This is a genomic window from Rhizobium sp. WSM409, from assembly GCF_057653825.1.
This window is the reverse complement of record NZ_CM172794.1, coordinates 238112-258780: the sequence shown is the minus strand read 5'-3', so window position 1 is coordinate 258780 and position 20669 is coordinate 238112. Positions and strand designations below refer to the sequence as shown.

The window sequence follows — 20669 nt, the reverse complement described above, 5'->3', positions numbered from 1 at the left end:
CGGCGACATCTACACGCTTCAGGAAGCGGCCGAGCGCTTGCGCATGACGACACGGGCTGTCGCCAAGGTTGCCAGGAGCAACGGATTATGCACCATTGTAGGTCGAGATTTCCTTTTTTCTGAGACCGACATCCTCGCCATTTGGAATGTTCTGCGATGCCCCTCAAACTTATCCAGCGTCAAGGCTCCGAAAACTTCTACATCCGTGGCACGGTCAGAGGACAGAGCGTTTTCGAATCTACTGGCACTTGCGACAGAAAAGTCGCTGAAGAGATCCGGATCCAGGCAGAAGCGCGTCTGCTAAAAGAAAGCGTGCACGGCAAGAAGGCCCTTATCAGCTTCACCGAGGGGGCAGAGAGCTATGTGGCTTCTGGCGGGTCGCCGAAGTACCTGATCAAGAAAAATAAGAAAACAGGCAAAGTCACGGGCGTAGTGACTCAACTCCGTGGCAAACTGTTGAAAGACATCACGCAGAGCGATCTAGATCAAGGTGCTGCGGCTTTGTACCCGACCGCCAACACCGACACAAAAAACCGCCAATTTTTCACGCCCTTCATTGCTGTCTGGAATCATTGCGTCCTGAATCAATGGGCCGAGCCGCGGCAATGGCGTCGGCCGCGCAAGCCCAAAGGCACAACTATCACGGTCCTGAAACGTAAGCGCGCCGGCACTACTCCGACGAGTTACGATCGCGCCGCCACGTTCGTCGCGGAAATGTCGCCGGCCGCCGCGCAAATCATGACGGCGCTCTTTTACACCGGGATGCGCCCAATCGAGATGTTCACTCTAGAGGCTCCGCAGATCGATATCCCCGGCCGCTGGATTATCCTCGACAAATCCAAAATCGGCGAACCGCGTGGCGTACCGATGCATGAATTCCTGGTCCCTCTCTTCACGTCGCTTCTGGCCAAGCGCAAGGGCATAGTTTTTCTATCCCACAAAGGCGAGCCCTACCCTGCTTCTGACGACTTTGGCGGTCAAATTTCGGGAGCAATCGAGGGCGCGCGCAAACGGCTTGCGAAACGAAAGGTCGAGATTGTCGATATCGCCGCATACACCGGGCGCCACAGCGCGTCGACGCAGCTCGTGGTCAATGGCGTCCACCCCTACATTAAGGATCAGATCCTTGGTCACGCGGTCGACGATATGAGCCGGCATTACACCAATGTGCCGCAGCCGTCGCTGCTCGAAGCAATAAATACGCTGCCAGTGCCCCAGGCTTGGCGTGATCTGTGGTGGTGGGAAGATCCGACCTATTGGTCTCGGCGCCTCATTTCGGCGAAGAAAAAGACCGAGCAGGTCACGAAGTCGGCATAACCCAATCGGTGCAAAATCCGTGCAGTGCAGTTTTTAAATGACGGAAAACTGAATATTTCCAGTCGTATGCAGATACTCGCGTGAACCCTTGGTAAGGGTGAGGTCGGTGGTTCAATCCCACTCGGCAGCACCAGTTTTCCGGTAAGAATATGACCTCCATTTGCGCCCCTCGGCAAAGCTAGTGACAGCTGGGAAGCAGCACGCTGTTGTTTGCGCAGTCGGGAATCTCGGTTACCTCGAGATAGTAAGATATAAACGGCGAAAACTGCCACAGTTCAATCAGTTCTCTGGTGACCAGCACTTCGTCCTTAATTGGCGCGTGAAGCCACGAAAAAGCTCCATCGAATATACCTTCGACATACCACCGATCAAAAGTCTTAGACAAAACATAGGCAGCAACATCTATCGCCGTGCCTTCATCCTGGGGCGTGAGGGTCGCCCGCAAATATTCCCGCTGGAGTCGTGGCACGGTTTCGATGGAGAGACGCGTCAGCAGAGCGTCTTCAGCAGACACCTCTGCCCCGCGGGCGAGGACCGGCATTGCCAAGGCCCCACAGAGAAAAGCAGCCTGGATCAGATTTCGACCTAAACCCATGTGGAGCCATCAGCTTCGAGAGCATGGTAGCGATGATGCCGCGCCCACGCCATCGGATTTGGTTGCACCCTCCAAAAATTCCCCTCGCATTGGGGCGTCATGATTACAAATTCCAACGAAATTCCTGGCCCGCGAAAGCCGGTCGCTTGGTGAATCTCATCAAGAGGACATTTCGCCTCATCAGCCGCAATGCATTCCACCATTGCTGACGGCAAAAATCACGCTAGAGTATTAACTATCGCAAAGTCTCCCCGGAGGAACTGGGAGATGCTGCGCTTCGTTTCTGTCGAAAATCGTGGAGGAGCGTCGATGGCAACTGAAAGATGGAACAGCCCGGTCAAGGTCGGTTTCGAAGGTGCCGATGCGCGAACGGTCAATGGGCCGTTCGATGCGCTGAAGTGCCTGGCGGATCTGTGGCCGAGTATGCGCGGGCTTCGTTATATCAAGGCCCGCAGCGCCTGCCGGGCGGCGCTCGACGGACGCAAGAGCGTGGAAGAAGCAAGAGCCGAGTTCCTGGCGGCCGCCGAAGAGGCGAAGCTGAAGCTGCATTAGCACTTCAGCAAGGAATTTCGGGCGATTTTCGCCTTCTGGGCGCGCAAGCGTGCCGGAACGGGACAATGCTTTAATTTTGGGCTTTAATTTTGGTTTAACCCTGCAACAAGTGCGTGCCGGGTTTTGGTGCAAAGGGCGTTGCGCCCGATACAGGTGCATCAATAGAAGATGACCAGCCATCATGATGATGGTTAGAGGCTCGTACCCTCTGCGGAAACGCAGGCGAGCCTCGTCCGAGCAGGACCGCCTTTTTTCAGCAATCCGCGCCGCTCTCATTCTCGATCTCGACATAACCGACACCGATGATGGTGCCATCTGCCGCGCGGATGAAGGAGGGGAGATAGTGAGGCTCTACCGGCTGGCAGGCGACGGTCCCGGTATATTCGTTGAGGGCGATCTGGTCCTTCGGCAAAGCGGAATAATTCGTGCCGGTTTCCAGCGAGGCATGGGCGGAGCCGGCAAAGACACCGCAACCCACGATCAAGGTGGTTGCCCAGAGGCGAGGAAGCAACTGCATGAGAGTCTCCAGCGTTTAGGTCCGGCCTTTCAACACGCGAGAGAGCATTTTGGTTCCCTTCATGCATCGCAAAGAGATGAGCGCGAGCCGGCTAGCGTCGCAGCAAGCGAGCACGCACATAGCCCCGGCCGACGACGCCCTCGGCGATCTCGATCGCCCGCTCGACATCGCCCCGCCGGCGCACGAAACCTTCCAGGATGACATAGGAGCCCGATATGCTGACGGTGATTTCGCCGGCTTCGAAATCGGCGGCCGCATGAAGGGCGCTTTCCACCGAGGCGCGCGTCGCGGCATCGCTGTGGCCCTGGCGGCCGGGCTCGCCATGCCCCGTGAATGCTGGAAAGCCGAGCACCGTGAACGTTTCCTAATGTTGGTTGATGTCTGTTAACGCCGCAGGGACGCATTTCGTTGCGTCCCCCGGAAAAGAAGAGCCTGTTCGACAGTGATACCTGTGCGGTGGCATGGACGACCCTTGGCGAAAGGCGCTGCGGCTTCCATATCTGGCGGCAGTCGAAAGAGGGATGATGACGATGAAAGCGCTTCTGCCCGCCTTGTTTGCCGGGGCAATGCTTGCCGGCTGCTCCTCGGCCGATACGCGGGCGCTGGAACCCATTCCCGGCAGCATTACCTATGGCGGCCAGCCGCGAACGAAGCTTGCCAAGTCGCCGGTCGGCAGCGCCGTCTACAACCAGTTCTACAACGGGACGGGCCAGCGCGTGGAGGAAACCTATATTCTTCAGCCGGACCGTAGCCTGAAGCTGGTGCGGCGCGAGATCGGTCCGGATTTCCCCGACTGAGATGTTGCTCGCGCGCCGCAGCGCTTGACAGAGGCCGCAATCGCGAACATTCAAGGAACATCTAATCTTTCCGCAGTGATTCTGCGGGAGCCCGACCGGACGGCTGGATGTATCTCGAAAAGCTCAATCCGCAGCAGCGCATGGCCGTCGAGCACGGCACGCTCATCGACGGCAGCCATATTGCCGGGCCGCTGCTGGTCATTGCCGGCGCCGGCTCCGGCAAGACGAATACCTTGGCGCATCGGGTCGCCCATCTGATCGTCAAGGGCGCCGATCCCCGCCGCATCCTGCTGATGACCTTCTCGCGCCGGGCAGCCGCCGAGATGGCGCGGCGTGTCGAGCGCATCTGCCGCGATGTGCTTGGTGCGAATGCTGGCGTGATGGCGGATGCGCTTTCCTGGTCCGGCACCTTCCACGGCATCGGCGCGCGGCTGTTGCGCGATTATGCGGAGCAGATCGGTCTCGATCCTGGGTTTACCATCCACGACCGCGAAGACAGTGCCGATCTGATGAACCTGATCCGGCACGACCTCGGCTTCTCGAAGACGGAAAGCCGCTTTCCCACAAAGGGCACCTGCCTTGCCATCTATTCCAGGGCGGTGAATTCGGAAACCGCGCTCGACCTCGTGCTGCGCGACGTCTTTCCCTGGTGCGCGACGTGGGAGAAACAGCTGCGCGAACTTTTCGCCAGTTATGTCGAGGCCAAGCAGAGCCAGAACGTGCTCGATTACGACGATCTGCTGCTCTACTGGGCGCAGATGGTCGGCGAAGCGATGATTGCCGAGGATATCGGCAGCCGCTTCGACCATGTGCTGGTCGACGAATATCAGGATACCAACCGGTTGCAGGCCTCGATCCTGCTCGCATTGAAACCCCAAGGCCAAGGGCTGACCGTCGTCGGCGACGATGCGCAGTCGATCTATTCCTTCCGTGCCGCGACGGTGCGCAACATCCTCGATTTTCCCGCCGCCTTCAGCCCGGCGGCCAATATCGTCACGCTCGACCGCAACTACCGCTCGACGCAGCCGATCCTCGCCGCCGCCAACGCCGTCATCGATCTCGCCTCGGAGCGCTTCACCAAGAACCTCTGGACCGAGCGGCAATCGTCCGAGCGGCCGCGCCTGGTCACTGTGCGCGACGAGGCCGAGCAGGCGCGGTATATCACCGACATGGTGCTCGATAACCGCGAGGAAGGCCTCACGCTCAAGCAGCAGGCCGTGCTCTTTCGCGCCTCGCATCACAGCGGGCCGCTGGAGGTCGAGCTGACCCGGCGCAACATTCCTTTCGTCAAGTTCGGCGGGCTGAAGTTTCTCGACAGCGCGCATGTGAAGGACATGCTGGCCGCCCTTCGCTTCGCGCAGAACCCGCGCGACCGGGTGGCGGGCTTCCGGCTGATGCAGATCCTGCCGGGCGTCGGCCCGTCGACGGCACAGAAGACGCTCGACCTGATGGCCGAGGATGCCAGCCCGATTACTGCTCTTGGCGCCATGCCGGCACCGCCGCGCTCCGGCGAGGACTGGACAATGTTCGTTGCGATGCTGCAGGAGCTGAAGACCGGCAAGGCCGGCTGGCCGGCAGAGATCGGCCTGGCACGGCAATGGTACGCGCCGCATCTGGAACGGCTGCACGAGGACGCAGCAACGCGGCAGGCCGACCTGCTGCAGCTCGAGCAGATCGCTAGCGGTTATGCCTCGCGCGAGCGCTTTCTCACCGAGCTCACCCTCGATCCGCCGGATGCGACCAGCGACCAGGCGGGTGTGCCGCTTCTCGACGAAGACTATCTCATCCTGTCGACCATCCATTCCGCCAAGGGCCAGGAATGGACGAAGGTCTTCATGCTGAACGTCGTCGACGGATGCATACCGAGCGATCTCGCCGTCGGCACAACCGCCGAAATCGAAGAGGAACGCCGGCTGCTCTATGTCGCGATGACGCGCGCCCGGGATGGTCTCGACCTCGTCGTTCCGCAACGCTTCTTCACCTATGGGCAGAACTCGCAGGGCGACCGGCATGTCTATGCCTCACGCAGCCGCTTCATTCCGGCAACGCTGCTGCAGTTCTTCGAGGCCTGCAGCTGGCCGCAGGTGAAATCGGAGGCCGCGCAAGCCCACGCGCGGCAAGTGCGCATCGATGTCGGCGCCCGCATGCGCGGCATGTGGCGATAGCCGGATAGCGTTCAGAGCGAAAGCGGCGGTTCGGCCGGTTTCAGGAAATGCTCGACCCTTGCCACTTCCACAGCCTCGACTGATGCGGGCGACCATTTCGGATTGCGGTCCTTGTCGATGACGGCGGCGCGAATACCCTCGAAGAAATCGGGATTATCAAGCATCCGCAGGCAGGCGCCGAGTTCGCGGCCGAGGCATTCGGCAAGCGAGGCGCTGCTGCGGCCGGCTCTGAGCAGCCGCAAAGCGAGCTTCAGACTGGTCGGTGAACGCGTCAGCAGCACCCGGCGCGTCTCGGCGGCGAATTCGCCTTCCTCCTCGGCAAGCGTTGCCAGGATCTCCTCCACGTTGTCGAAACAAAATGCGCGATCGATCATCGCCGCGTTCTGCCTGAGCCGGCTTTCTCCCTGAGGCTCCGGAAGCGCCTGCAGCACGGCATCGACATCGCCGGATGAGCTGGCGCGCGGCAGGGCGGAGAGAGCATCGATCGCTTCGCCGAGCCGCGACGAGGCGATCTGAAGGTCGGCAAGGCGGGCGTGGATCGCATCGGCAGCCCCGATATCAAGCCCTGTCAGACCGAGCCATGTTCCGGCCTCGCCGGGGCCACGCGGCAGCAGCCAGGTGGCGCCGACATCCGGGACATAGCCGATGCCGGTTTCGGGCATGGCAAGGCGGGTGCGCTCGGTGACGATGCGGTGGCGACCATGCGAGGACAGGCCGACGCCGCCGCCCATGGTGATGCCGTCCATCAGCGCGACATAGGGCTTGGGATAGGAGGCAATCATATGGTTGAGGCGGAACTCCTCGCGCCAGAAGCTTGCCGCCAGGCCATCGCCGGCGCGGGCGCTCTCATGCAGGGCGCGGATATCGCCGCCGGCGCAGAAGCCGCGTTCGCCCTCTCCCGTCGCCACGACGCTCGCCACCTCGGGATCACCGGCAAAGTCGTGAAGGGCCGCGGTGATCGTGCGGATCATCGGCAACGTCAGGCTGTTCAGTGCTCGCGGCCGGTTGAGCCGGATGACGCCTGCGGTACCCCGCCGTTCAATGATGACTTCGCCGTCCTGCATGGTTCACCTCATCTGTTGCGACCATGAATAGACGACCCCGCGGCATCGCTCCAGTCGATTTGCGGCGGATCGAGATCGATCGGTCAGGCAGACAGCGAATTGCGGGCGGAGGCTGCGGCCTCGCACCTGGCGGCGTAGTCGATGGCAAGTTCGAGCGGCAGCGGCCGCGAGAAATGATAGCCCTGCGCCAGACGAACGCCCATCGCCTTCAATCCCTCGGCAATCTCTTCGCTTTCGACGCCTTCGGCGACGGAGGCGATGCCGAGGTTCTGGCAGAGATTGGCGACCGAGCGGGTGATGTTCATGCAGCGGGCGTCTCGATCGAAATTCATCACGAACGACTTGTCGATCTTCAGCTTGTCGAAGCCGAGACGATGAATATGGCTGAGGCTCGAATAGCCGGTGCCGAAATCGTCGAGCGCAATCGAGATGCCGGCAGCGCGCAGCATGGATATCACCTGATCGGCGGTGTCGAAATCGGAGAGCAATGCGGTCTCGGTAATCTCGAATTCGATGCGCTTCGGATCGATGCCGGAACGGGTGATCATGGCGAGCAGCGCCATCGAGGTCTCGTGGTCGCAGATATCGCGCGCCGAGAGATTGAAGGACAGCCTGAGATGCCGTGGAATGATCGCCAGCGCTTCGAGCGCCTTGGCGAAGAGGATGCGGGTTATGCGACCGATGACCGCCGTGCGCTCGGCAGCGGGAATGAAGGCGTCTGGGCTGATACGGCCGAAGCGGGCGCTGTCCCAGCGGGCGAGCGCCTCGTAGGCGACGACGCGGCCGCTCCTCAATTCGACGATCGGCTGATAGTCGAGTTTCAATTCCTTGGCGAAATCGTTTGCCTGCAGTTCGAGTTCGATCAGGTGGCGCTGCGTCAGGATCTTCTCGTGCTCGGCCGAGAAGAATTCGACGCCGCTGCTGCGCTTGCTCTTGACCTGGTAGAGGGCAAAATCGGCTTTCTCGTAAAGATCCTCGGCGGTGTATGTGCCAATATCAGGATAGACGATGCCGCAGGAGCCGAAGACGCGGACCGAGCCGTCGGGGATTTCGAAAGGATCGCGGACGGCAGCACAGAGCGCCTGGCCGAGATCGGCGATCGCCTGGCGCGTCATCAAGGAGGGAAAGATGATACCGAACTCATCGCCGCCGAGACGGGAGACGATGCCCTCTTCGCCGACCAGCGCGACGAAGCGGCGGGCCGTCTCCTTCAGCACGAGATCGCCGGCGGCATGGCCGAAGACGTCGTTGACCGGCTTGAAGCCGTCGAGATCGAGAATGCCGAGGACGGGCGGCGTCGACGAATCCTTCTGCAGCCGTTTTTCCAACGAGAGAAAGAAGCTGCGGCGATTGGCAAGGCCGGTCAGCTGGTCATGCAGCGCATTGCGGCTGTTGACGAGGTTCAGCTCTTCGGCTTCCGCCTGCTTCTGCTTCAGCTCTTCGGTCAGTTGCACGAGACCGACGAAATTCTGGAAATAGCTGTTGATCACCCTGAGGAAGGGCAGGATCAGGAAGAGGCCGCTAATGGCCGTCGCGACGAAAACGGGATTGCCCGAGAACAAGAAGGTCGCGACCATGGCCGAGAAGGTGATGACCGTGGTCAGCGCTGCCGCCATCGGCAGGTGCATCAGGCAAAAGATGCAGGATATCCCGGTCACGACGAGGAAATAGGCGATCTGACCCTGCTGGGAAGCATCGCCATATTGGTAGAGCGCGATCGCCCAGCTGCCGAAAGCGACGGCCAGGATGCCGGCCCCTGATATCGTGAGCTTCATCAGCCTGTAGGCCCGCTCGGCGGTGACGTTTTCCTTGCCGCGGATCTCCCACCAGCAGAGACGGAAGACACAGACGACGCTCAAGGCCACGGGAATGTAGAGCGAGAGCCAAAGGGGGGCGGATTTGAGGTGGGTGATCGCCACCGCAAGGGCGTTGATGACCAGAAGGACATAGAGAATGGGAATCTGCGACGACAGGGCCCGGAACTGCGCCAGCAGAAGCGTCGGATTGTCTTTTTGCAGCTGCAATGAGGCCAGAAAGTTCTTCATCTTCTCTTTTCCGTTGGCCCGAGCCAGCCAGAGAAAGCTTGTTTTTTCCTTATTCACGTGACGGCATGCGCCCCCGCAGGCGCGGGGATGGTAAACGGGTTCCCCGATCAGAAGGAAGCGGCGGCCAATGCCCGGTGGATGCTGTGCAGGTCGTCGACGTTCTTGTTCGACAGGAACAGTTCCCAATCGAGCGAACTCTGGACGATGGTTTCCAGCGAATCGTATCTGGGTTTCCAGTCGAGCACCTGCCTTGCGAGCGAAGCGTCTGCGACGACGCTCGCCGAATCGCCGGCGCGGCGCGGCGCCATGTGGATCTTGAAGGAATGTCCGTGCAGGCGGGTGACCATGTTCAGCACATCGAGCACGGAATAGCCGCTGCCGTAACCGCAATTGGCAACGAGCGAGCCCTTGCTTCTGCGCAGATGCTGCAGCGCCTTCAGATGTGCATCCGTGAGATCGCTGACATGGATGTAGTCGCGCACGCCGGTGCCGTCATGGGTGGGATAGTCGACGCCGTAGACATTGACGCTGTCGCGCCTGCCGAGTGCTGCCTCGCAGGCGACCTTGATCAGGTGTGTGGCGCCTGAGGTCGACTGGCCGGCACGGTGGTGCGGGTCGGCGCCGGCGACGTTGAAGTAACGAAGCGCGACATAGTTGAAATCATAGGCGGCGGCGGCATCGCGCAGCATGAATTCGGTCATCAGCTTCGACTGGCCGTAAGGATTTTCCGGATTGAGCGGAGCCGTCTCCTTCACAGGCAGGTCGGTCTTTTGCTGGCCGTAGACAGCCGCCGTCGAAGAGAAGACGAAGTTGCGGATACCGGCCTTGACCGAAGCACTCAACAGCGCCCGGGTCTTGCCGGAATTGTTGTCGTAATAGGAGAGCGGGTCGGCGACCGAGACCGGGACGACGGCGGAGCCGGCGAAATGGATGATCGCCTCGATGTCGTTTTCGATGAAGACCTTTTTCAATATGTCGGGATCGGCAACGTCGCCGAGATAGAAACGCGCCGCCGGCGCCACGGCCCAGCGAAAGCCTGTGGAGAGGCGGTCGAGCACGACCACATCCTCGCCCGCATCGAGCAGCGCCCAAACCATGTGACTGCCGATATATCCGGCGCCGCCCGTCACCAAAACCGCCATGTCCCGCATCCCTGCTTTCGTTTTTTATAAGCAGGGGCATCAGGCGCCGGTTTTTCTTTCCAATTTTCTTATCGAACGGCGTTTGGAAGGCCTTTGAACGGGTATGTTTGGAGTCGTGGTTAGAGGCCGATTTCGGGCTTTGCTAGAGTTTTATCGATCCGGCGATTTCGGCACAAATCGACGCCTCGGTCGCCACGACGCGTCTTGCGGCCAGTGCTTCTCAGAGCTTGAGGATATAGTCGCAGAGGCGCTCGGCGGCGATCGCCACCTGTGTGGGATCGCGCAGGAAACAGGCGCGCAGGAAGAGTTCGCCGCCCGATCCGAAAGCGGTGCCGGGAGCAAGGCCGACGCCTGTCTTGTCGACGATGTCGAGCGCTGCCGTGCGGCTGTCGGCGACGCCGTCGATCTTCAGGAAAGCATAGATCGCGCCATCCGGTTTCAGTGTCTCGACGCGGTTGGTGGCGACAAGCGCATCGCAGAGAGTATCGCGGGAGCGGGCCGCCTTGGCGATATTGGCAGCGACGAAATCGTCGCCTTGATCAAGGGCTGCGACAGCGCCCTTCTGCATGAACTGCGCCACCCCCGATGTCGAATACTGGATGAGGTTTTCGAGCACCTGGCCCATTTCAGGCGGGGCGACGATCCAGCCGACGCGCCAGCCGGTCATCGACCAGTTCTTCGAAAAGGAATTGACGAAGATGATCTTGTCGTCCGGTTCCATCACATCGAGGAAAGAGGGGGCGCGGCCGCCGGCAAAATAGTAGCGGGCGTAGATTTCGTCCGCCATGATCCAGAGGTCGTGCTTGCGGGCAAGCGCCAGGAGATCGCCAAGGTCCTGTTTCGTTGCCGTCCAGCCTGTCGGGTTCGACGGCGTGTTGATGAAGATGCCCTTGGTCTTCGGGGTGATCGCGGTTTCGATGCGGTCAAGATCGACCGCCCATTTGCCGCCTTCGAACTGCAGCTCGACACTGAGCGAGCGCGCACCTGCTATCTCGAGAGCGGCGGCAATGTTCGGCCAGGAAGGTGACAAGTAAACCAGTTCGTCGCCCGGCGAGGTCAGCGCCTGCACGGCGATCTGGATCGCCTGCATGCCGGAACCGGTGACGTAGAAATGCTCGACCGGAAGCCGGATTCCGAAATGTCTGTCGTAATAATCCGAAAGCGCCTGGCGAAGCTCCGGAATGCCGCGCTGCCATGTGTAGAAGGTCTCGCCGCTAGCAAGCGCGTCCATCGCCGCCCTGCTGATGAAATCAGGCGTCGGCAGGTCGCCCTCACCCACCCAGAGCGGCAGCAGGCCTTCGCGGCCACGGGCATAGTTGACGAGTTCGACGATCCCGCTTTCGGGCGCCGCCAGTGCGCGCGGGCTGAGGCTGCTAACGATCGACATGCAAATCTCCGGTTTCCGCCTTCATAGCGGATTTGCGCCGGCAAATCCCATGACATCCAGTGATGGCATATCGATTTTGGTGATGAATGAGCCCGACCGAAGCGGACGGGCTCCAGCCCGGATCAAGCCGTCGGGCGCGTGGCGAGAAGATCGCGAATTTCCGTCAGCAGCTGAACGTCTGCCGGCGGCGCTGGCAGCTCTTCCGGTGCCACCTTTTCCTGGCGCTCGACTTGGGCACGCAGGGTGTTCACGCCCTTGACCATCAGAAAGATGATCCAGGCGAGAATGAGGAAGTTGATGAGCACGGTGAGGAAACTGCCATAGGCAAACACCGCTCCCTGCTCGCGGGCGGCGGCGAGCGACTGTGCGTTGACGGCCGACGACAGTGGGAGGAAGTAATTCGAAAAATCGAAACCGCCGAAAATGGCGCCGACGATCGGCATAATAAGGTCATCCACCAAAGATTTGACGATGCCACCGAAGGCGCCGCCGATGATGACGCCGACTGCAAGATCCATGACATTGCCGCGGGCGATAAAGGCCTTGAACTCATTGAGCATCGGATCCGTCTCCCTTTGATCCATTTCAAAGATATGCGATTGTTTTTATTAGCTACATCTTCATTGCAATTAATCAATCGGCAATCGCAATTATTCGGCGATACCTCCCGGCGGTCTTTGACTTAAGGCCTAGACGGCCAGGAATTTTCAAAGCGTCTGAAATGACTTAAGCTGACCCATGTTGCGGGAGGTCCCGGCGGGTTTTCCGCCGGCGGAGGGTCAATGCTTCCAGGCTGGGTCATATTCGCGTCTGCCTTCGGCTATCTGCTCCTGCTTTTCGCCGTGGCAAGCTATGGCGACCGCAAGAACCGCAGCCCGGGTACGCTCGACCGCGGCCGGGGCACGCTGGAAGGCGGATGGCCGGTGGTCTATGCGCTGAGCCTTGCGATCTATTGTACCTCCTGGACCTATTTCGGCAGCGTCGGGCTTGCGGCGCAGCGCGGCCTGGAATTTGCCGGCATCTATATCGGCCCTATCCTGGTCTTCACGCTCGGCATGCCGCTGCTTCGCCGCATCATCGAGCTTGCCAAGGCGGAGAAGCTCACCTCGGTTGCCGATTTCGTCGCCGCCCGTTACGGCAAGAACCCGACGGTCGCAACGATCGTCGCCCTGATCTCGCTGATCGGCGCCATTCCCTATATCGCGCTGCAGCTCAAGGCGATCTCGAGCACCGTCAGCGCCATGGTCAATCCGTCCGATTACGGCATCGGCAGCGGCAATCTCTATTTTCTCGACCTGCCGCTCGTCGCAACGCTGGTGCTTGCCTGTTTCGCCATCATGTTCGGCACACGGCATACGGATGCGACAGAGCATCAGGATGGCCTCATCCTCGCCGTCTCGATGGAATCCGTCGTCAAGCTCGTCGCTTTCCTGACGGCCGGCGTCTGCGTCATCTGGTTTCTGTTCGACGGTCCGACCGATCTCTGGCGCAGGACCGTCGACAATGAGCTGGTCATGTCGGCGCTCAACTACCATACGCCGATCAGCCGCTGGATCACCCTGATCATCTTGTCGGCCTTTGCGATCATCCTGCTGCCGCGGCAATTCCACGTGACGGTTGTCGAAAACCGAACCCCGAAACAGCTGAAACTCGCAGGCATCCTGTTTCCCAGCTATCTCATCGCCATCAATCTCTTCGTGCTGCCGGTGGCGATCGGCGGGCTGCTGACCTTCGGCGGCAGCGGCAATGCCGATTTCTACATGCTGTCGCTGCCGCTTGCCGGCCAGATGCCCGTCATTTCGCTGATCATCTTCATCGGCGGGTTCTCCGCCGCGACGGCGATGGTCATCGTCGATTCCGTCGCACTGTCGATCATGGTGTCAAACGACATCATCATGCCGATCTTCCTCAGGCGCAAACTCGCCGGCCGCGCCAGCCTGCGCGACAATTTCGCCAAGACGTTGCTCAACATCCGCCGCAGCGCCATTTTCGCCGTGCTGCTGTTCGGCTATGCCTATTACCGTTCGACCGACAGCACGGCAGGCCTTGCCTCGATCGGCCTTCTTTCCTTTGCCGCGATCGCGCAAATCGCCCCAGCACTGTTCGGCGGGCTGATCTGGCGGCGGGCGAACGCGCGCGGCGCAATCCTCGGGCTTTCCTCCGGCTTCATCATCTGGATCTACCTGCTGTTCCTGCCCTCGCTCGGCGGCCCCGACTATTCCTATGTGGCGAGCGCCGTGCTCGGCTTCATCTTTCCCGGGACGACGTTGTTCACCGCGCCCGACGCCGATCCGCTGGTCAATGCGACGGCAATGAGCCTGCTCGTCAACACCGCTTTCTTCGTCGTCGGGTCGCTCACCCGCAACGCCAAGCCGCTGGAGCGCATCCAGGCCGGTATCTTCGTCAAACGGCATTCGCGCTCGCAATTTGCCACGCGCGGCTGGAAGACCCGCATTAGCGTCGGCGATCTCAAGGCGGCGATCTCGCGCTATCTCGGCGAAGAGCGCATGCAGCGCTCGTTGACGACCTACGAACAAAGCTCCGGCCGCAAGCTGGAAGACGAGCAGCCGGCCGACATGGCGCTCATCCATTTTAGCGAACAGCTGCTCGGCAGCGCCATCGGCTCGTCCTCGGCCAGGCTGGTGCTGTCATTGATCCTGCAGAAGATCGAGGATGCCTCTTCCGATACCGCCTGGCTGCTCGACCAGGCGAGCGAGGCGCTGCAATATAACCAGGACATGCTGCAGACGGCGCTTTCGCAGATGGACCAGGGCATTGCGGTCTTCGACAGTTCCAATCGGCTGACGATCTGGAACCGGCGTTTCCGGCAATTGCTGGATCTTCCGGAAAGTGCCGGCCAGGTCGGTTTTCCCTTGTCTGATATCGTCACCACGCTTATCCAGCGCGGCGATATCGCGCCCGGCGATCTCAGCCAGACGGTGCGGCATTTCCTGACGCTCGACAAGCCCTTTTCGCTGGTGCTCGGCGGCGGCGAGCGGATCATCGAGGTGCGCTCCAACGCCATGCCCGACAAGGGCATCGTTGCCACCTTCACCGACATCACCCAGCGCGTCAGCGCCGACCAGGCACTGAAACAGGCGAATGAAACGCTGGAGCAGCGCGTCGCCGAACGCACGGCCGAGCTTACCCGGGTCAACCGCGAACTCGGCGAGGCGCGCGCCGCCGCCGATGAGGCGAATATCGGCAAGACACGCTTTTTCGCCGCCGCCGGCCACGATATCCTGCAGCCGCTCAATGCCGCCAGGCTCTATTCCTCGGCATTGGTCGAGCGCATGGCGCAATCCGAGAACAGCCTGATCGTGCGCAACATCGATTCCGCGCTGGAATCGGTCGAGACCATTCTCGGGGCGGTGCTCGATATATCCAGGCTCGATACCGGCGCCATGCGGCCGCGGCTCGCCTCCGTCGCGCTCTCCGACCTGCTGGAGCGTATCCAGACCGATTTCGCGCCGATCGCCCGTGAAAAACAGCTGAAGCTGGTGATCATGCCGACCTCATTGCGGGTCCGCTCCGACCCCAACCTGCTGCGCCGGCTGGTGCAGAACCTTGTCTCCAACGCCATCAAATACACGATTTCAGGCAAGGTGCTGGTGGGCGCGCGACGGCGCGGCAACCAGGTGATCATCCAGGTCATCGATTCCGGCATCGGCATTCCGCCGTCGAAATTCCGCACCGTGTTCAAGGAATTCGCGCGGCTGGACGAAGGCGCGAAAACCGCCTCCGGCCTCGGGCTCGGCCTGTCGATCGTTGACCGTATCGCCCGCGTGCTCAACCATCCGGTCGAGCTGCAGTCGACGCATGGCAAGGGCACGGAATTCCGTATCGCCATGCCGCTCGACGTCTCGCGCCCGGCCGCGGCCACGGCGGCAATCACGCCTGCCGACCGTCCCGGCCAGCCGCTGAGCGGGTTGAAGATCCTCTGCATCGACAACGAGCCGAAGATCCTCGAAGGCATGCGGCTCTTGATCAGCGGCTGGGGCTGCGAGGTGGAGGCGCTGGATTGCCTCGCCGACGTCATCGCCCTCGACGGCCAGGAGGGACCACCTGATATCGTCATCGCCGATTATCATCTCGGCGACGGCACCGGCATTGCCGCCATCCTGCATCTGCGCCGGCAGTTCGGCGCCGATATCCCCGCTTTGCTGATCACGGCCGACCGCACGCCGGAGGTGCGCAGCGAGGCCGAGCGAGATGGTATCGCCGTCCAGCACAAGCCGGTGCGGCCGGCGGCGCTACGCGCCTATATCACCCAGATTTCCGGCCTCAAGCGCGCCGCCGCGGAGTAACAGAAAACTCAGAGCATTTCCGTTTTTCTCCGAATCACGGAGATGCTCTATCTCTTTGTTTTCACGCAATTCCGGACGCAAAACCGCTACACACTTTTGCTGGAATTGCTCTTAGTCCGTCGCGCTCATGACACGCGCAACCAGATCGCGCACACGCGCTGTCGCCGGCACATCGCCGAACAGGATGCGGTACATGATCGGCGCCACGACCTGGTCCATGACGCGGTCGACATCCGGAAAGGCCTCGCCGCGAGCCTTGGCCCTCTCGGCGATGACGTCGACCTGTTGGCGGGTAAATTCAGCGCATTTACAGGCATTCGCGCCCGCCTGCGCCGCCAGCACGTCGCGGATCATTTCGCGGCCGGGGCCGGAGGACATTTCCTCGGCATATTGCTCGGCCCAGGTTTCGAGATCGGCCTTGCCGCTGCCGGCATCGATCGGCTGCATATCCGGCCGCAGCCGATCGACGGCGACATCGGCGAGAAGCTCCTGCAGGTCGCCCCAGCGGCGATAGATGGTCGACGGCGTTACCCCCGCCTTGCCGGCAATCAGCGGGATCGTCACCTCGGCGCGGCTCATCTCGGCCATCAGCTCACGGACCGCTTTGTGCACCGATGCCTGAACCCGGGCGCTTCTGCCGCCCGGACGGAGGTTCTCTTTTACTGTCATGCGTGCAACCCGACCTTCGCCCTTTGACACCGTTGGTTCAAAATCTTTGATAGAACTATTAACGCAAATAAATTGCTTTTACGAAGTCCCCGCTCTACTTAGGCTAACGCAACAGTTTAGCTTTAAGGGGCTTATATATGTTCGCCGCAGCCAAATCCACCGAGAATTCGCCGCGTCCCTCGATCGGCTTTCATGCGCTGACGCTCGCCACCTTCTTCGGCGCCTCCGCGGCGCCGACGCCGCTCTACCGGATCTATCAGGAAAGTTTTTCCGTCTCGCCGGTGCTGATCACGGTGATCTTCGCGGTCTACGCCTTCGCGCTGCTGGCGGCGCTGCTGATCGCCGGTTCGATCTCGGATCATCTCGGCCGCAAGCCGGTGATCTTTTTCGCCCTCGTGCTCGAAATCGCCGCGATGGGCCTCTTCGTCGTCGCGAGCGGTCCCGCCTGGCTGATCGCGGCGCGGATCGTGCAGGGGCTGGCAACGGGGATCGCCGGCGCCTCGATCGGAGCGGCGCTCGTCGATGTCGACCGGGCAAAGGGACAGATCGTCAATTCGATCGCGCCGCTTTGCGGCATGGCAGTGGGGGCAGTGGGCACCAGCGCCCTGATCCAATACGGGCCCTTCCCGATGCATCTGGTCTATGCGCTGCTGCTCGTCGCCTTCACGCTGCAGGCGGCTGCCATCTGGCTGACAGGCGAGACCGGCGGCACGCGGCCGGGGGCTCTCGGCTCGCTGATACCGCGGGTCACCATTCCCCAGCAGGTGAAGCGGCCGCTCTCACTGGTGACGCCGATCAACATTGCCAATTGGACGCTTGCCGGCTTCTATCTCTCGCTGGTCCCGTCCTTGGTCGCCAGCACGACCGGCAGCCGGGCGCCGCTGACGGGCGGGGCCGTCGTCACCGCGCTGATGGTGAGCGGAGCAATCGCCGTCTATCTCAGGCGCAGCAAGACGGCATCGGCCAATCTGGTTTTTGGCGTGTCGGCCAAGACGCTCGGCATCCTGACCGTCGTTGCCGGCGTGCATCTTGCCAATGTGCCGCTGCTGCTCGTCGGCACGATTTTCACCGGCGTCGGTTTCGGCACCAATTTCCTCGGTTCGATCGGCACCATCATGCCGCTTGCTAAACCGGACGAGCGGGCCGGGCTGCTATCGGCCTTCTACGTCCAGAGCTACCTCGCCTTCAGCCTGCCGGCGATCCTGGCCGGGTTCCTCGCGAAATCGGCCGGCTACGCATTGACGACGGATATCTATGCGACGGCGATCCTGCTTTTGATGGGCGTCGGAATGGTGAGCATTCGCGCCGACCGGCGCAGGGTGGCGGAGAGCGCGGCCTGAGAAAGCAGTTCACGGCTTGAGATCGAGCAGTGCCCGGCCGCTGCCGTCCATGGCGAAGGGCACCGAGGCGTGCTGGTGGGCAACCAGCCAGCGGCCATCCTGCTTGACGAGACCGAGGGTCTGGCGGAACCAGAGATCGACGGCGGTGCCGTCGGTCTTGGTCCCGCTCATGCGCGTGAGGCCGCTCCAGAAAGCGACATCCTCGCCAACGGTCAGTCTGGCATCGCGCACCTCGCCGCCGATCGGGCCTTCCCAGGTATCGAACCAGGCCTGCAGACCCGCTTCGTCCTGGCCGTGGTAGACGAGCGGCGGCGCCAGCGAAAATTCGACGGAATCCTCGGCCTCATAGGAAAGCGCGTCGCTGGCGTTCTTCTCACCCAGCGCCTTGGCGCGCATCATCAGCATGGCGATGATCGCCTCTTCCTCGATCCTGGCATTCGCTTCGTCTTTCACGGTCGTTCTCCTTCTCCGTTATGGACAGAGGACGAAGGGGAGGACGACGATCCGACATCAGCGATAGAACCACTGCGCACTTTTGGAATTGCGTCAGAGATAACTCGTCACCGCCGGTTCGTTCCACCAGGCATCGTGCCTGCCATCGGCATAACGGACAGGCAGTGCTGCCAGTTCCTCAGGGGTGATATCGTCAAGGCAGGCGATGTTGATCGAGACATAGGCGCCGCCGATTTGTTCGACATAACCGTCGCCATAGGCCGGCACACCGCAGGTGCGGCAGAAGCGGTGATGACCGCTCATGGTGTTGAACTGATAGTCGGACGTTTCCGCCTGGTCGCACATCAGCCGGAAATCCTCCGGCTTGACGTTGGCGCCCCAATAGCGCCGCTTGGCGCAGATCGAACAATTGCAGCGGCCGGTGCCCTCCTCGAGGTCCATGTCCACCTGGTAGTGCACTTTGCCGCAATGGCAGCTTCCTCTGTAGGTTTTCTTCATGGCGCTCTCCTGCTTCGGCGTTGCCTTCAGTCTCCAAATATGACAATGTGTTGTCATTATGAATCAGATACAAAATCGACAACATGTTGTCAAACAAAATCGACCGGAGCGGACGATGGAGGGGGATGCCTTTTCCGCTTTTGCGATCACCGCCCTTCGCCTCGCCGGCCATCTGACGGCGGCGGGCGACCAGTTGGCAAAGCCGGCAGGACAAACCAGCGCGCGCTGGCAAGTGCTGGCGGCGGCACGACGCGGCGGCATGTCGGTGGCGCAGATCGCCCGTGCGCTCGGCGTCGCCCGCCAGGGCGTGCAGCGGCTTGCCGATGTGCTGGAGAATGAAGGGCTGATCGCCTATGCCGACAACCCGCAGCACCAGCGCGCCAAGCTGGTACGATTGACGGAAGAAGGGGCGGCGCGGCTCGGCGTCATCGAGATCGCGCAAGCCGGATGGGCCGACGGGCTGGGCGCTGCTTTCACGTCAGCGGAACTCGATGCGGCACGGGTGGTGATGGCGCGGGTTATGGAGATGCTGGAAGGTGGCGAGGCGTAAGGCGGCTAAGGGGAGATGCCCGGCAGGGCAGAGGGGGGTGTCGCGGACGCAATTCTTGGGAAAGGGCACAACATCAACCGGCCGGAAACGAAAAAAGGCCGGGTGAACCCGACCTTCCCTGCTATCTCAACGAACCGCGCCAGTACATCCGTGGTCACGATCCGGAGATGATATTTAGAGCCTTGAAGGCTCAGGCCGCCTGGAGGCGGTCTGCCGACATCTTGCCGGACTTGTTGTCGCGGACGAGCTCGTAAGACAGCTTCTGGCCATCCTTGAGATCGCGCATGCCAGCGCGTTCAACGGCAGAGATGTGGACGAAAACGTCGGCTGCGCCGTCATCCGGCTGAATGAAGCCGAAGCCCTTGGTTGCGTTGAACCACTTTACGGTACCTGTGCTCATGACGATATCCTTTTCGAATCGTTCATAGAAGAATGCAGCCCGGATAAATGCCGAACGGCGATGAAAACCGATTTTGGAGGAAGTTCGCCAGGAACGACACGAGGCCGTTTCAAAGTTCATCTAGCAAGATCGATGCGCGGATATGTAATCGGAAATTGTGTCCGTGACAAGGCCGCAGCCAGGGAAATCGGTGACGTTTCAGACACCGCGGACAGGTCTTTGCCTGCCGCGCGGCGCGGAAAACCGAGGGCGAGATTTTTTTGCAGAAGCTGAAATACCGCCTATTCGGCCTGCGCCAACCTGGTGATCGCCTTGCCGAGGCGGGCAACCCGGACTTCCGGGGTGGTAGCCTTCAGGAGCGGCAGGACGATTGCATATTGGCCGGTCTTGTCGAGCCGCGCAAAGGCAGCATCGGCGGCAGCGTTCTCAGCGAGCGCCGCCGCCAGATCGTCCGGCAGGCCGGCATCGCGCTGCGGAGCGTAGGCGACAGCCCAGCGTCCGTCGGCTTTGGCGGCAGCGACTTCGGCAAGGCCCGCGGGCCGCATGCGCCCGGTTTCTGCGAGTGCTGCGACCCGATCGACATTGAGCTTCGACCACGAACTTTTGGCGCGGCGGGGCGAATAACGCTGCAGGTAGGAATGCGCGTCAAACCCCTTGCGCTGGCTGTCAATCCAGCCGTAACAGAGCGCCACATCCAGCGCCTCGTCGATGGTGATGAGAGTTCGTTTCGGATTTTTCTTACCGATCTTCAGCCAGGCGCCGGTCGATGCCGCGTGATGCAGGCAGAGCCAGGATTCCCACTCCATCGGATCGGCGAAGGCGAGGATGTCGGTTGACGGTTGCATGGGCGGTCCGATCCGGGTGACAGCGA

20 protein-coding genes and 1 tRNA gene are annotated in these 20669 nt (G+C 61.3%); 8 read left to right on the top strand and 13 right to left on the bottom strand.

Annotated elements, in window-relative coordinates; genetic code table 11:
* The first annotated feature begins 156 nt into the window (after positions 1 to 156).
* Positions 157 to 1317 (top strand): tyrosine-type recombinase/integrase, encoded by a 1161-nt coding sequence (locus tag AC25BC_RS01280; protein WP_128439618.1) that lies wholly within the window; start codon positions 157 to 159, stop codon positions 1315 to 1317.
* Positions 1316 to 1450, top strand: a tRNA-Thr gene (locus AC25BC_RS01275). Before AC25BC_RS01280 ends, AC25BC_RS01275 begins: the two co-directional genes overlap by 2 nt.
* Positions 1451 to 1495: 45 nt before the next feature.
* Here AC25BC_RS01275 and AC25BC_RS01270 read toward each other — a convergent pair.
* Complete coding sequence (locus AC25BC_RS01270; RefSeq protein ID WP_041935459.1) at positions 1496 to 1912, bottom strand: hypothetical protein; 417 nt, start codon at positions 1910 to 1912, stop codon at positions 1496 to 1498.
* 309 nt (positions 1913 to 2221) lie between these two features.
* Here AC25BC_RS01270 and AC25BC_RS01265 point away from each other — a divergent pair, with 309 nt between their 5' ends.
* Entirely contained in the window at positions 2222 to 2464 is a 243-nt protein-coding gene (locus AC25BC_RS01265; protein ID WP_011650393.1) for a DUF982 domain-containing protein, read from the top strand.
* Positions 2465 to 2717: 253 nt separating this feature from the next.
* Here the strand turns inward: AC25BC_RS01265 and AC25BC_RS01260 are convergent, their stop codons facing one another.
* Both AC25BC_RS01260 and AC25BC_RS01255 read right to left on the bottom strand, forming a co-directional pair.
* On the bottom strand, positions 2718 to 2981 hold the full coding sequence (locus tag AC25BC_RS01260; protein WP_012755985.1) for a hypothetical protein: 264 nt from the start codon (positions 2979 to 2981) through the stop codon (positions 2718 to 2720).
* Between the two features lie 91 nt (positions 2982 to 3072).
* Positions 3073 to 3333 carry a BON domain-containing protein gene (locus AC25BC_RS01255; RefSeq protein ID WP_012755984.1) on the bottom strand — a complete coding sequence of 87 codons (261 nt, stop codon included), beginning with the start codon at positions 3331 to 3333 and terminating at the stop codon, positions 3073 to 3075.
* Positions 3334 to 3511: 178 nt separating this feature from the next.
* Between AC25BC_RS01255 and AC25BC_RS01250 the strand changes: the two genes are divergently transcribed.
* Positions 3512 to 3778: a hypothetical protein gene (locus AC25BC_RS01250; protein WP_012755983.1), complete on the top strand. Its 267-nt coding sequence runs from the start codon at positions 3512 to 3514 to the stop codon at positions 3776 to 3778.
* 107 nt (positions 3779 to 3885) lie between these two features.
* Positions 3886 to 5943, top strand: a complete 2058-nt coding sequence (locus AC25BC_RS01245; protein ID WP_012755982.1) for an ATP-dependent helicase — start codon at positions 3886 to 3888, stop codon at positions 5941 to 5943.
* An 11-nt stretch (positions 5944 to 5954) separates the two neighbouring features.
* On the opposite strand, the gene AC25BC_RS01240 is transcribed toward AC25BC_RS01245, so the two are convergent.
* The 5 genes from AC25BC_RS01240 to mscL form a co-directional block, all read right to left on the bottom strand.
* On the bottom strand, positions 5955 to 7007 hold the full coding sequence (locus tag AC25BC_RS01240; protein WP_012755981.1) for an enoyl-CoA hydratase/isomerase family protein: 1053 nt from the start codon (positions 7005 to 7007) through the stop codon (positions 5955 to 5957).
* Positions 7008 to 7090: 83 nt separating this feature from the next.
* The gene (locus AC25BC_RS01235) at positions 7091 to 9052 is read right to left on the bottom strand and encodes a putative bifunctional diguanylate cyclase/phosphodiesterase (protein ID WP_012755980.1); all 1962 of its coding nucleotides are present in this window, start codon (positions 9050 to 9052) and stop codon (positions 7091 to 7093) included.
* Positions 9053 to 9159: 107 nt separating this feature from the next.
* Positions 9160 to 10194, bottom strand: a complete 1035-nt coding sequence (gene galE / locus AC25BC_RS01230; protein ID WP_012755979.1) for a UDP-glucose 4-epimerase GalE — start codon at positions 10192 to 10194, stop codon at positions 9160 to 9162.
* 220 nt (positions 10195 to 10414) lie between these two features.
* Positions 10415 to 11581, bottom strand: coding sequence for a pyridoxal phosphate-dependent aminotransferase (locus AC25BC_RS01225; RefSeq protein WP_012755978.1), 1167 nt, complete (start codon positions 11579 to 11581; stop codon positions 10415 to 10417).
* A gap of 122 nt (positions 11582 to 11703) precedes the next feature.
* Positions 11704 to 12141 carry a large conductance mechanosensitive channel protein MscL gene (gene mscL, locus AC25BC_RS01220; protein ID WP_012755977.1) on the bottom strand — a complete coding sequence of 146 codons (438 nt, stop codon included), beginning with the start codon at positions 12139 to 12141 and terminating at the stop codon, positions 11704 to 11706.
* A 222-nt stretch (positions 12142 to 12363) separates the two neighbouring features.
* On the opposite strand from mscL, the gene AC25BC_RS01215 reads away from it, so the two are divergent.
* Positions 12364 to 15888: a PAS domain-containing hybrid sensor histidine kinase/response regulator gene (locus AC25BC_RS01215; RefSeq protein WP_012755976.1), complete on the top strand. Its 3525-nt coding sequence runs from the start codon at positions 12364 to 12366 to the stop codon at positions 15886 to 15888.
* A gap of 111 nt (positions 15889 to 15999) precedes the next feature.
* On the opposite strand, the gene AC25BC_RS01210 is transcribed toward AC25BC_RS01215, so the two are convergent.
* A complete protein-coding gene (locus AC25BC_RS01210; RefSeq protein WP_012755975.1) occupies positions 16000 to 16557 on the bottom strand; it encodes a TetR/AcrR family transcriptional regulator in 558 nt (185 codons plus the stop codon).
* 137 nt (positions 16558 to 16694) lie between these two features.
* Here AC25BC_RS01210 and AC25BC_RS01205 point away from each other — a divergent pair, with 137 nt between their 5' ends.
* Positions 16695 to 17897, top strand: a complete 1203-nt coding sequence (locus tag AC25BC_RS01205; RefSeq protein ID WP_012755974.1) for an MFS transporter — start codon at positions 16695 to 16697, stop codon at positions 17895 to 17897.
* A 9-nt stretch (positions 17898 to 17906) separates the two neighbouring features.
* Here AC25BC_RS01205 and AC25BC_RS01200 read toward each other — a convergent pair whose 3' ends face one another.
* Positions 17907 to 18350: a YybH family protein gene (locus tag AC25BC_RS01200; RefSeq protein ID WP_012755973.1), complete on the bottom strand. Its 444-nt coding sequence runs from the start codon at positions 18348 to 18350 to the stop codon at positions 17907 to 17909.
* Positions 18351 to 18443: 93 nt separating this feature from the next.
* On the bottom strand, positions 18444 to 18848 hold the full coding sequence (locus AC25BC_RS01195; RefSeq protein ID WP_012755972.1) for a GFA family protein: 405 nt from the start codon (positions 18846 to 18848) through the stop codon (positions 18444 to 18446).
* 58 nt (positions 18849 to 18906) lie between these two features.
* On the opposite strand from AC25BC_RS01195, the gene AC25BC_RS01190 reads away from it, so the two are divergent.
* Positions 18907 to 19398: a MarR family winged helix-turn-helix transcriptional regulator gene (locus tag AC25BC_RS01190; RefSeq protein WP_041935458.1), complete on the top strand. Its 492-nt coding sequence runs from the start codon at positions 18907 to 18909 to the stop codon at positions 19396 to 19398.
* A 190-nt stretch (positions 19399 to 19588) separates the two neighbouring features.
* On the opposite strand, the gene AC25BC_RS01185 is transcribed toward AC25BC_RS01190, so the two are convergent.
* Complete coding sequence (locus AC25BC_RS01185) at positions 19589 to 19798, bottom strand: cold-shock protein (protein WP_003545273.1); 210 nt, start codon at positions 19796 to 19798, stop codon at positions 19589 to 19591.
* Between the two features lie 281 nt (positions 19799 to 20079).
* The gene (locus AC25BC_RS01180; RefSeq protein WP_012755970.1) at positions 20080 to 20643 is read right to left on the bottom strand and encodes a YdeI/OmpD-associated family protein; all 564 of its coding nucleotides are present in this window, start codon (positions 20641 to 20643) and stop codon (positions 20080 to 20082) included.
* Positions 20644 to 20669 lie beyond the last annotated feature (26 nt).

Bases quoted from the DNA above. Each gene is read 5' to 3' on its own strand.
- AC25BC_RS01265 (WP_011650393.1), top strand. From the start codon at position 2,222: ATGGCAACTGAAAGATGGAACAGCCCGGTCAAGGTCGGTTTCGAAGGT.
- AC25BC_RS01250 (WP_012755983.1), top strand. From the start codon at position 3,512: ATGAAAGCGCTTCTGCCCGCCTTGTTTGCCGGGGCAATGCTTGCCGGC.
- AC25BC_RS01215 (WP_012755976.1), top strand. From the start codon at position 12,364: ATGCTTCCAGGCTGGGTCATATTCGCGTCTGCCTTCGGCTATCTGCTC.
- AC25BC_RS01235 (WP_012755980.1), bottom strand. From the start codon at position 9,052: ATGAAGAACTTTCTGGCCTCATTGCAGCTGCAAAAAGACAATCCGACG.
- AC25BC_RS01245 (WP_012755982.1), top strand. From the start codon at position 3,886: ATGTATCTCGAAAAGCTCAATCCGCAGCAGCGCATGGCCGTCGAGCAC.
- AC25BC_RS01185 (WP_003545273.1), bottom strand. From the start codon at position 19,798: ATGAGCACAGGTACCGTAAAGTGGTTCAACGCAACCAAGGGCTTCGGC.
- AC25BC_RS01280 (WP_128439618.1), top strand. From the start codon at position 157: ATGCCCCTCAAACTTATCCAGCGTCAAGGCTCCGAAAACTTCTACATC.
- AC25BC_RS01260 (WP_012755985.1), bottom strand. From the start codon at position 2,981: ATGCAGTTGCTTCCTCGCCTCTGGGCAACCACCTTGATCGTGGGTTGC.
- AC25BC_RS01195 (WP_012755972.1), bottom strand. From the start codon at position 18,848: ATGAAGAAAACCTACAGAGGAAGCTGCCATTGCGGCAAAGTGCACTAC.
- AC25BC_RS01205 (WP_012755974.1), top strand. From the start codon at position 16,695: ATGTTCGCCGCAGCCAAATCCACCGAGAATTCGCCGCGTCCCTCGATC.
- AC25BC_RS01190 (WP_041935458.1), top strand. From the start codon at position 18,907: ATGAATCAGATACAAAATCGACAACATGTTGTCAAACAAAATCGACCG.
- AC25BC_RS01270 (WP_041935459.1), bottom strand. From the start codon at position 1,912: ATGGGTTTAGGTCGAAATCTGATCCAGGCTGCTTTTCTCTGTGGGGCC.
- AC25BC_RS01240 (WP_012755981.1), bottom strand. From the start codon at position 7,007: ATGCAGGACGGCGAAGTCATCATTGAACGGCGGGGTACCGCAGGCGTC.
- galE (WP_012755979.1), bottom strand. From the start codon at position 10,194: ATGGCGGTTTTGGTGACGGGCGGCGCCGGATATATCGGCAGTCACATG.
- mscL (WP_012755977.1), bottom strand. From the start codon at position 12,141: ATGCTCAATGAGTTCAAGGCCTTTATCGCCCGCGGCAATGTCATGGAT.
- AC25BC_RS01210 (WP_012755975.1), bottom strand. From the start codon at position 16,557: ATGACAGTAAAAGAGAACCTCCGTCCGGGCGGCAGAAGCGCCCGGGTT.
- AC25BC_RS01180 (WP_012755970.1), bottom strand. From the start codon at position 20,643: ATGCAACCGTCAACCGACATCCTCGCCTTCGCCGATCCGATGGAGTGG.
- AC25BC_RS01225 (WP_012755978.1), bottom strand. From the start codon at position 11,581: ATGTCGATCGTTAGCAGCCTCAGCCCGCGCGCACTGGCGGCGCCCGAA.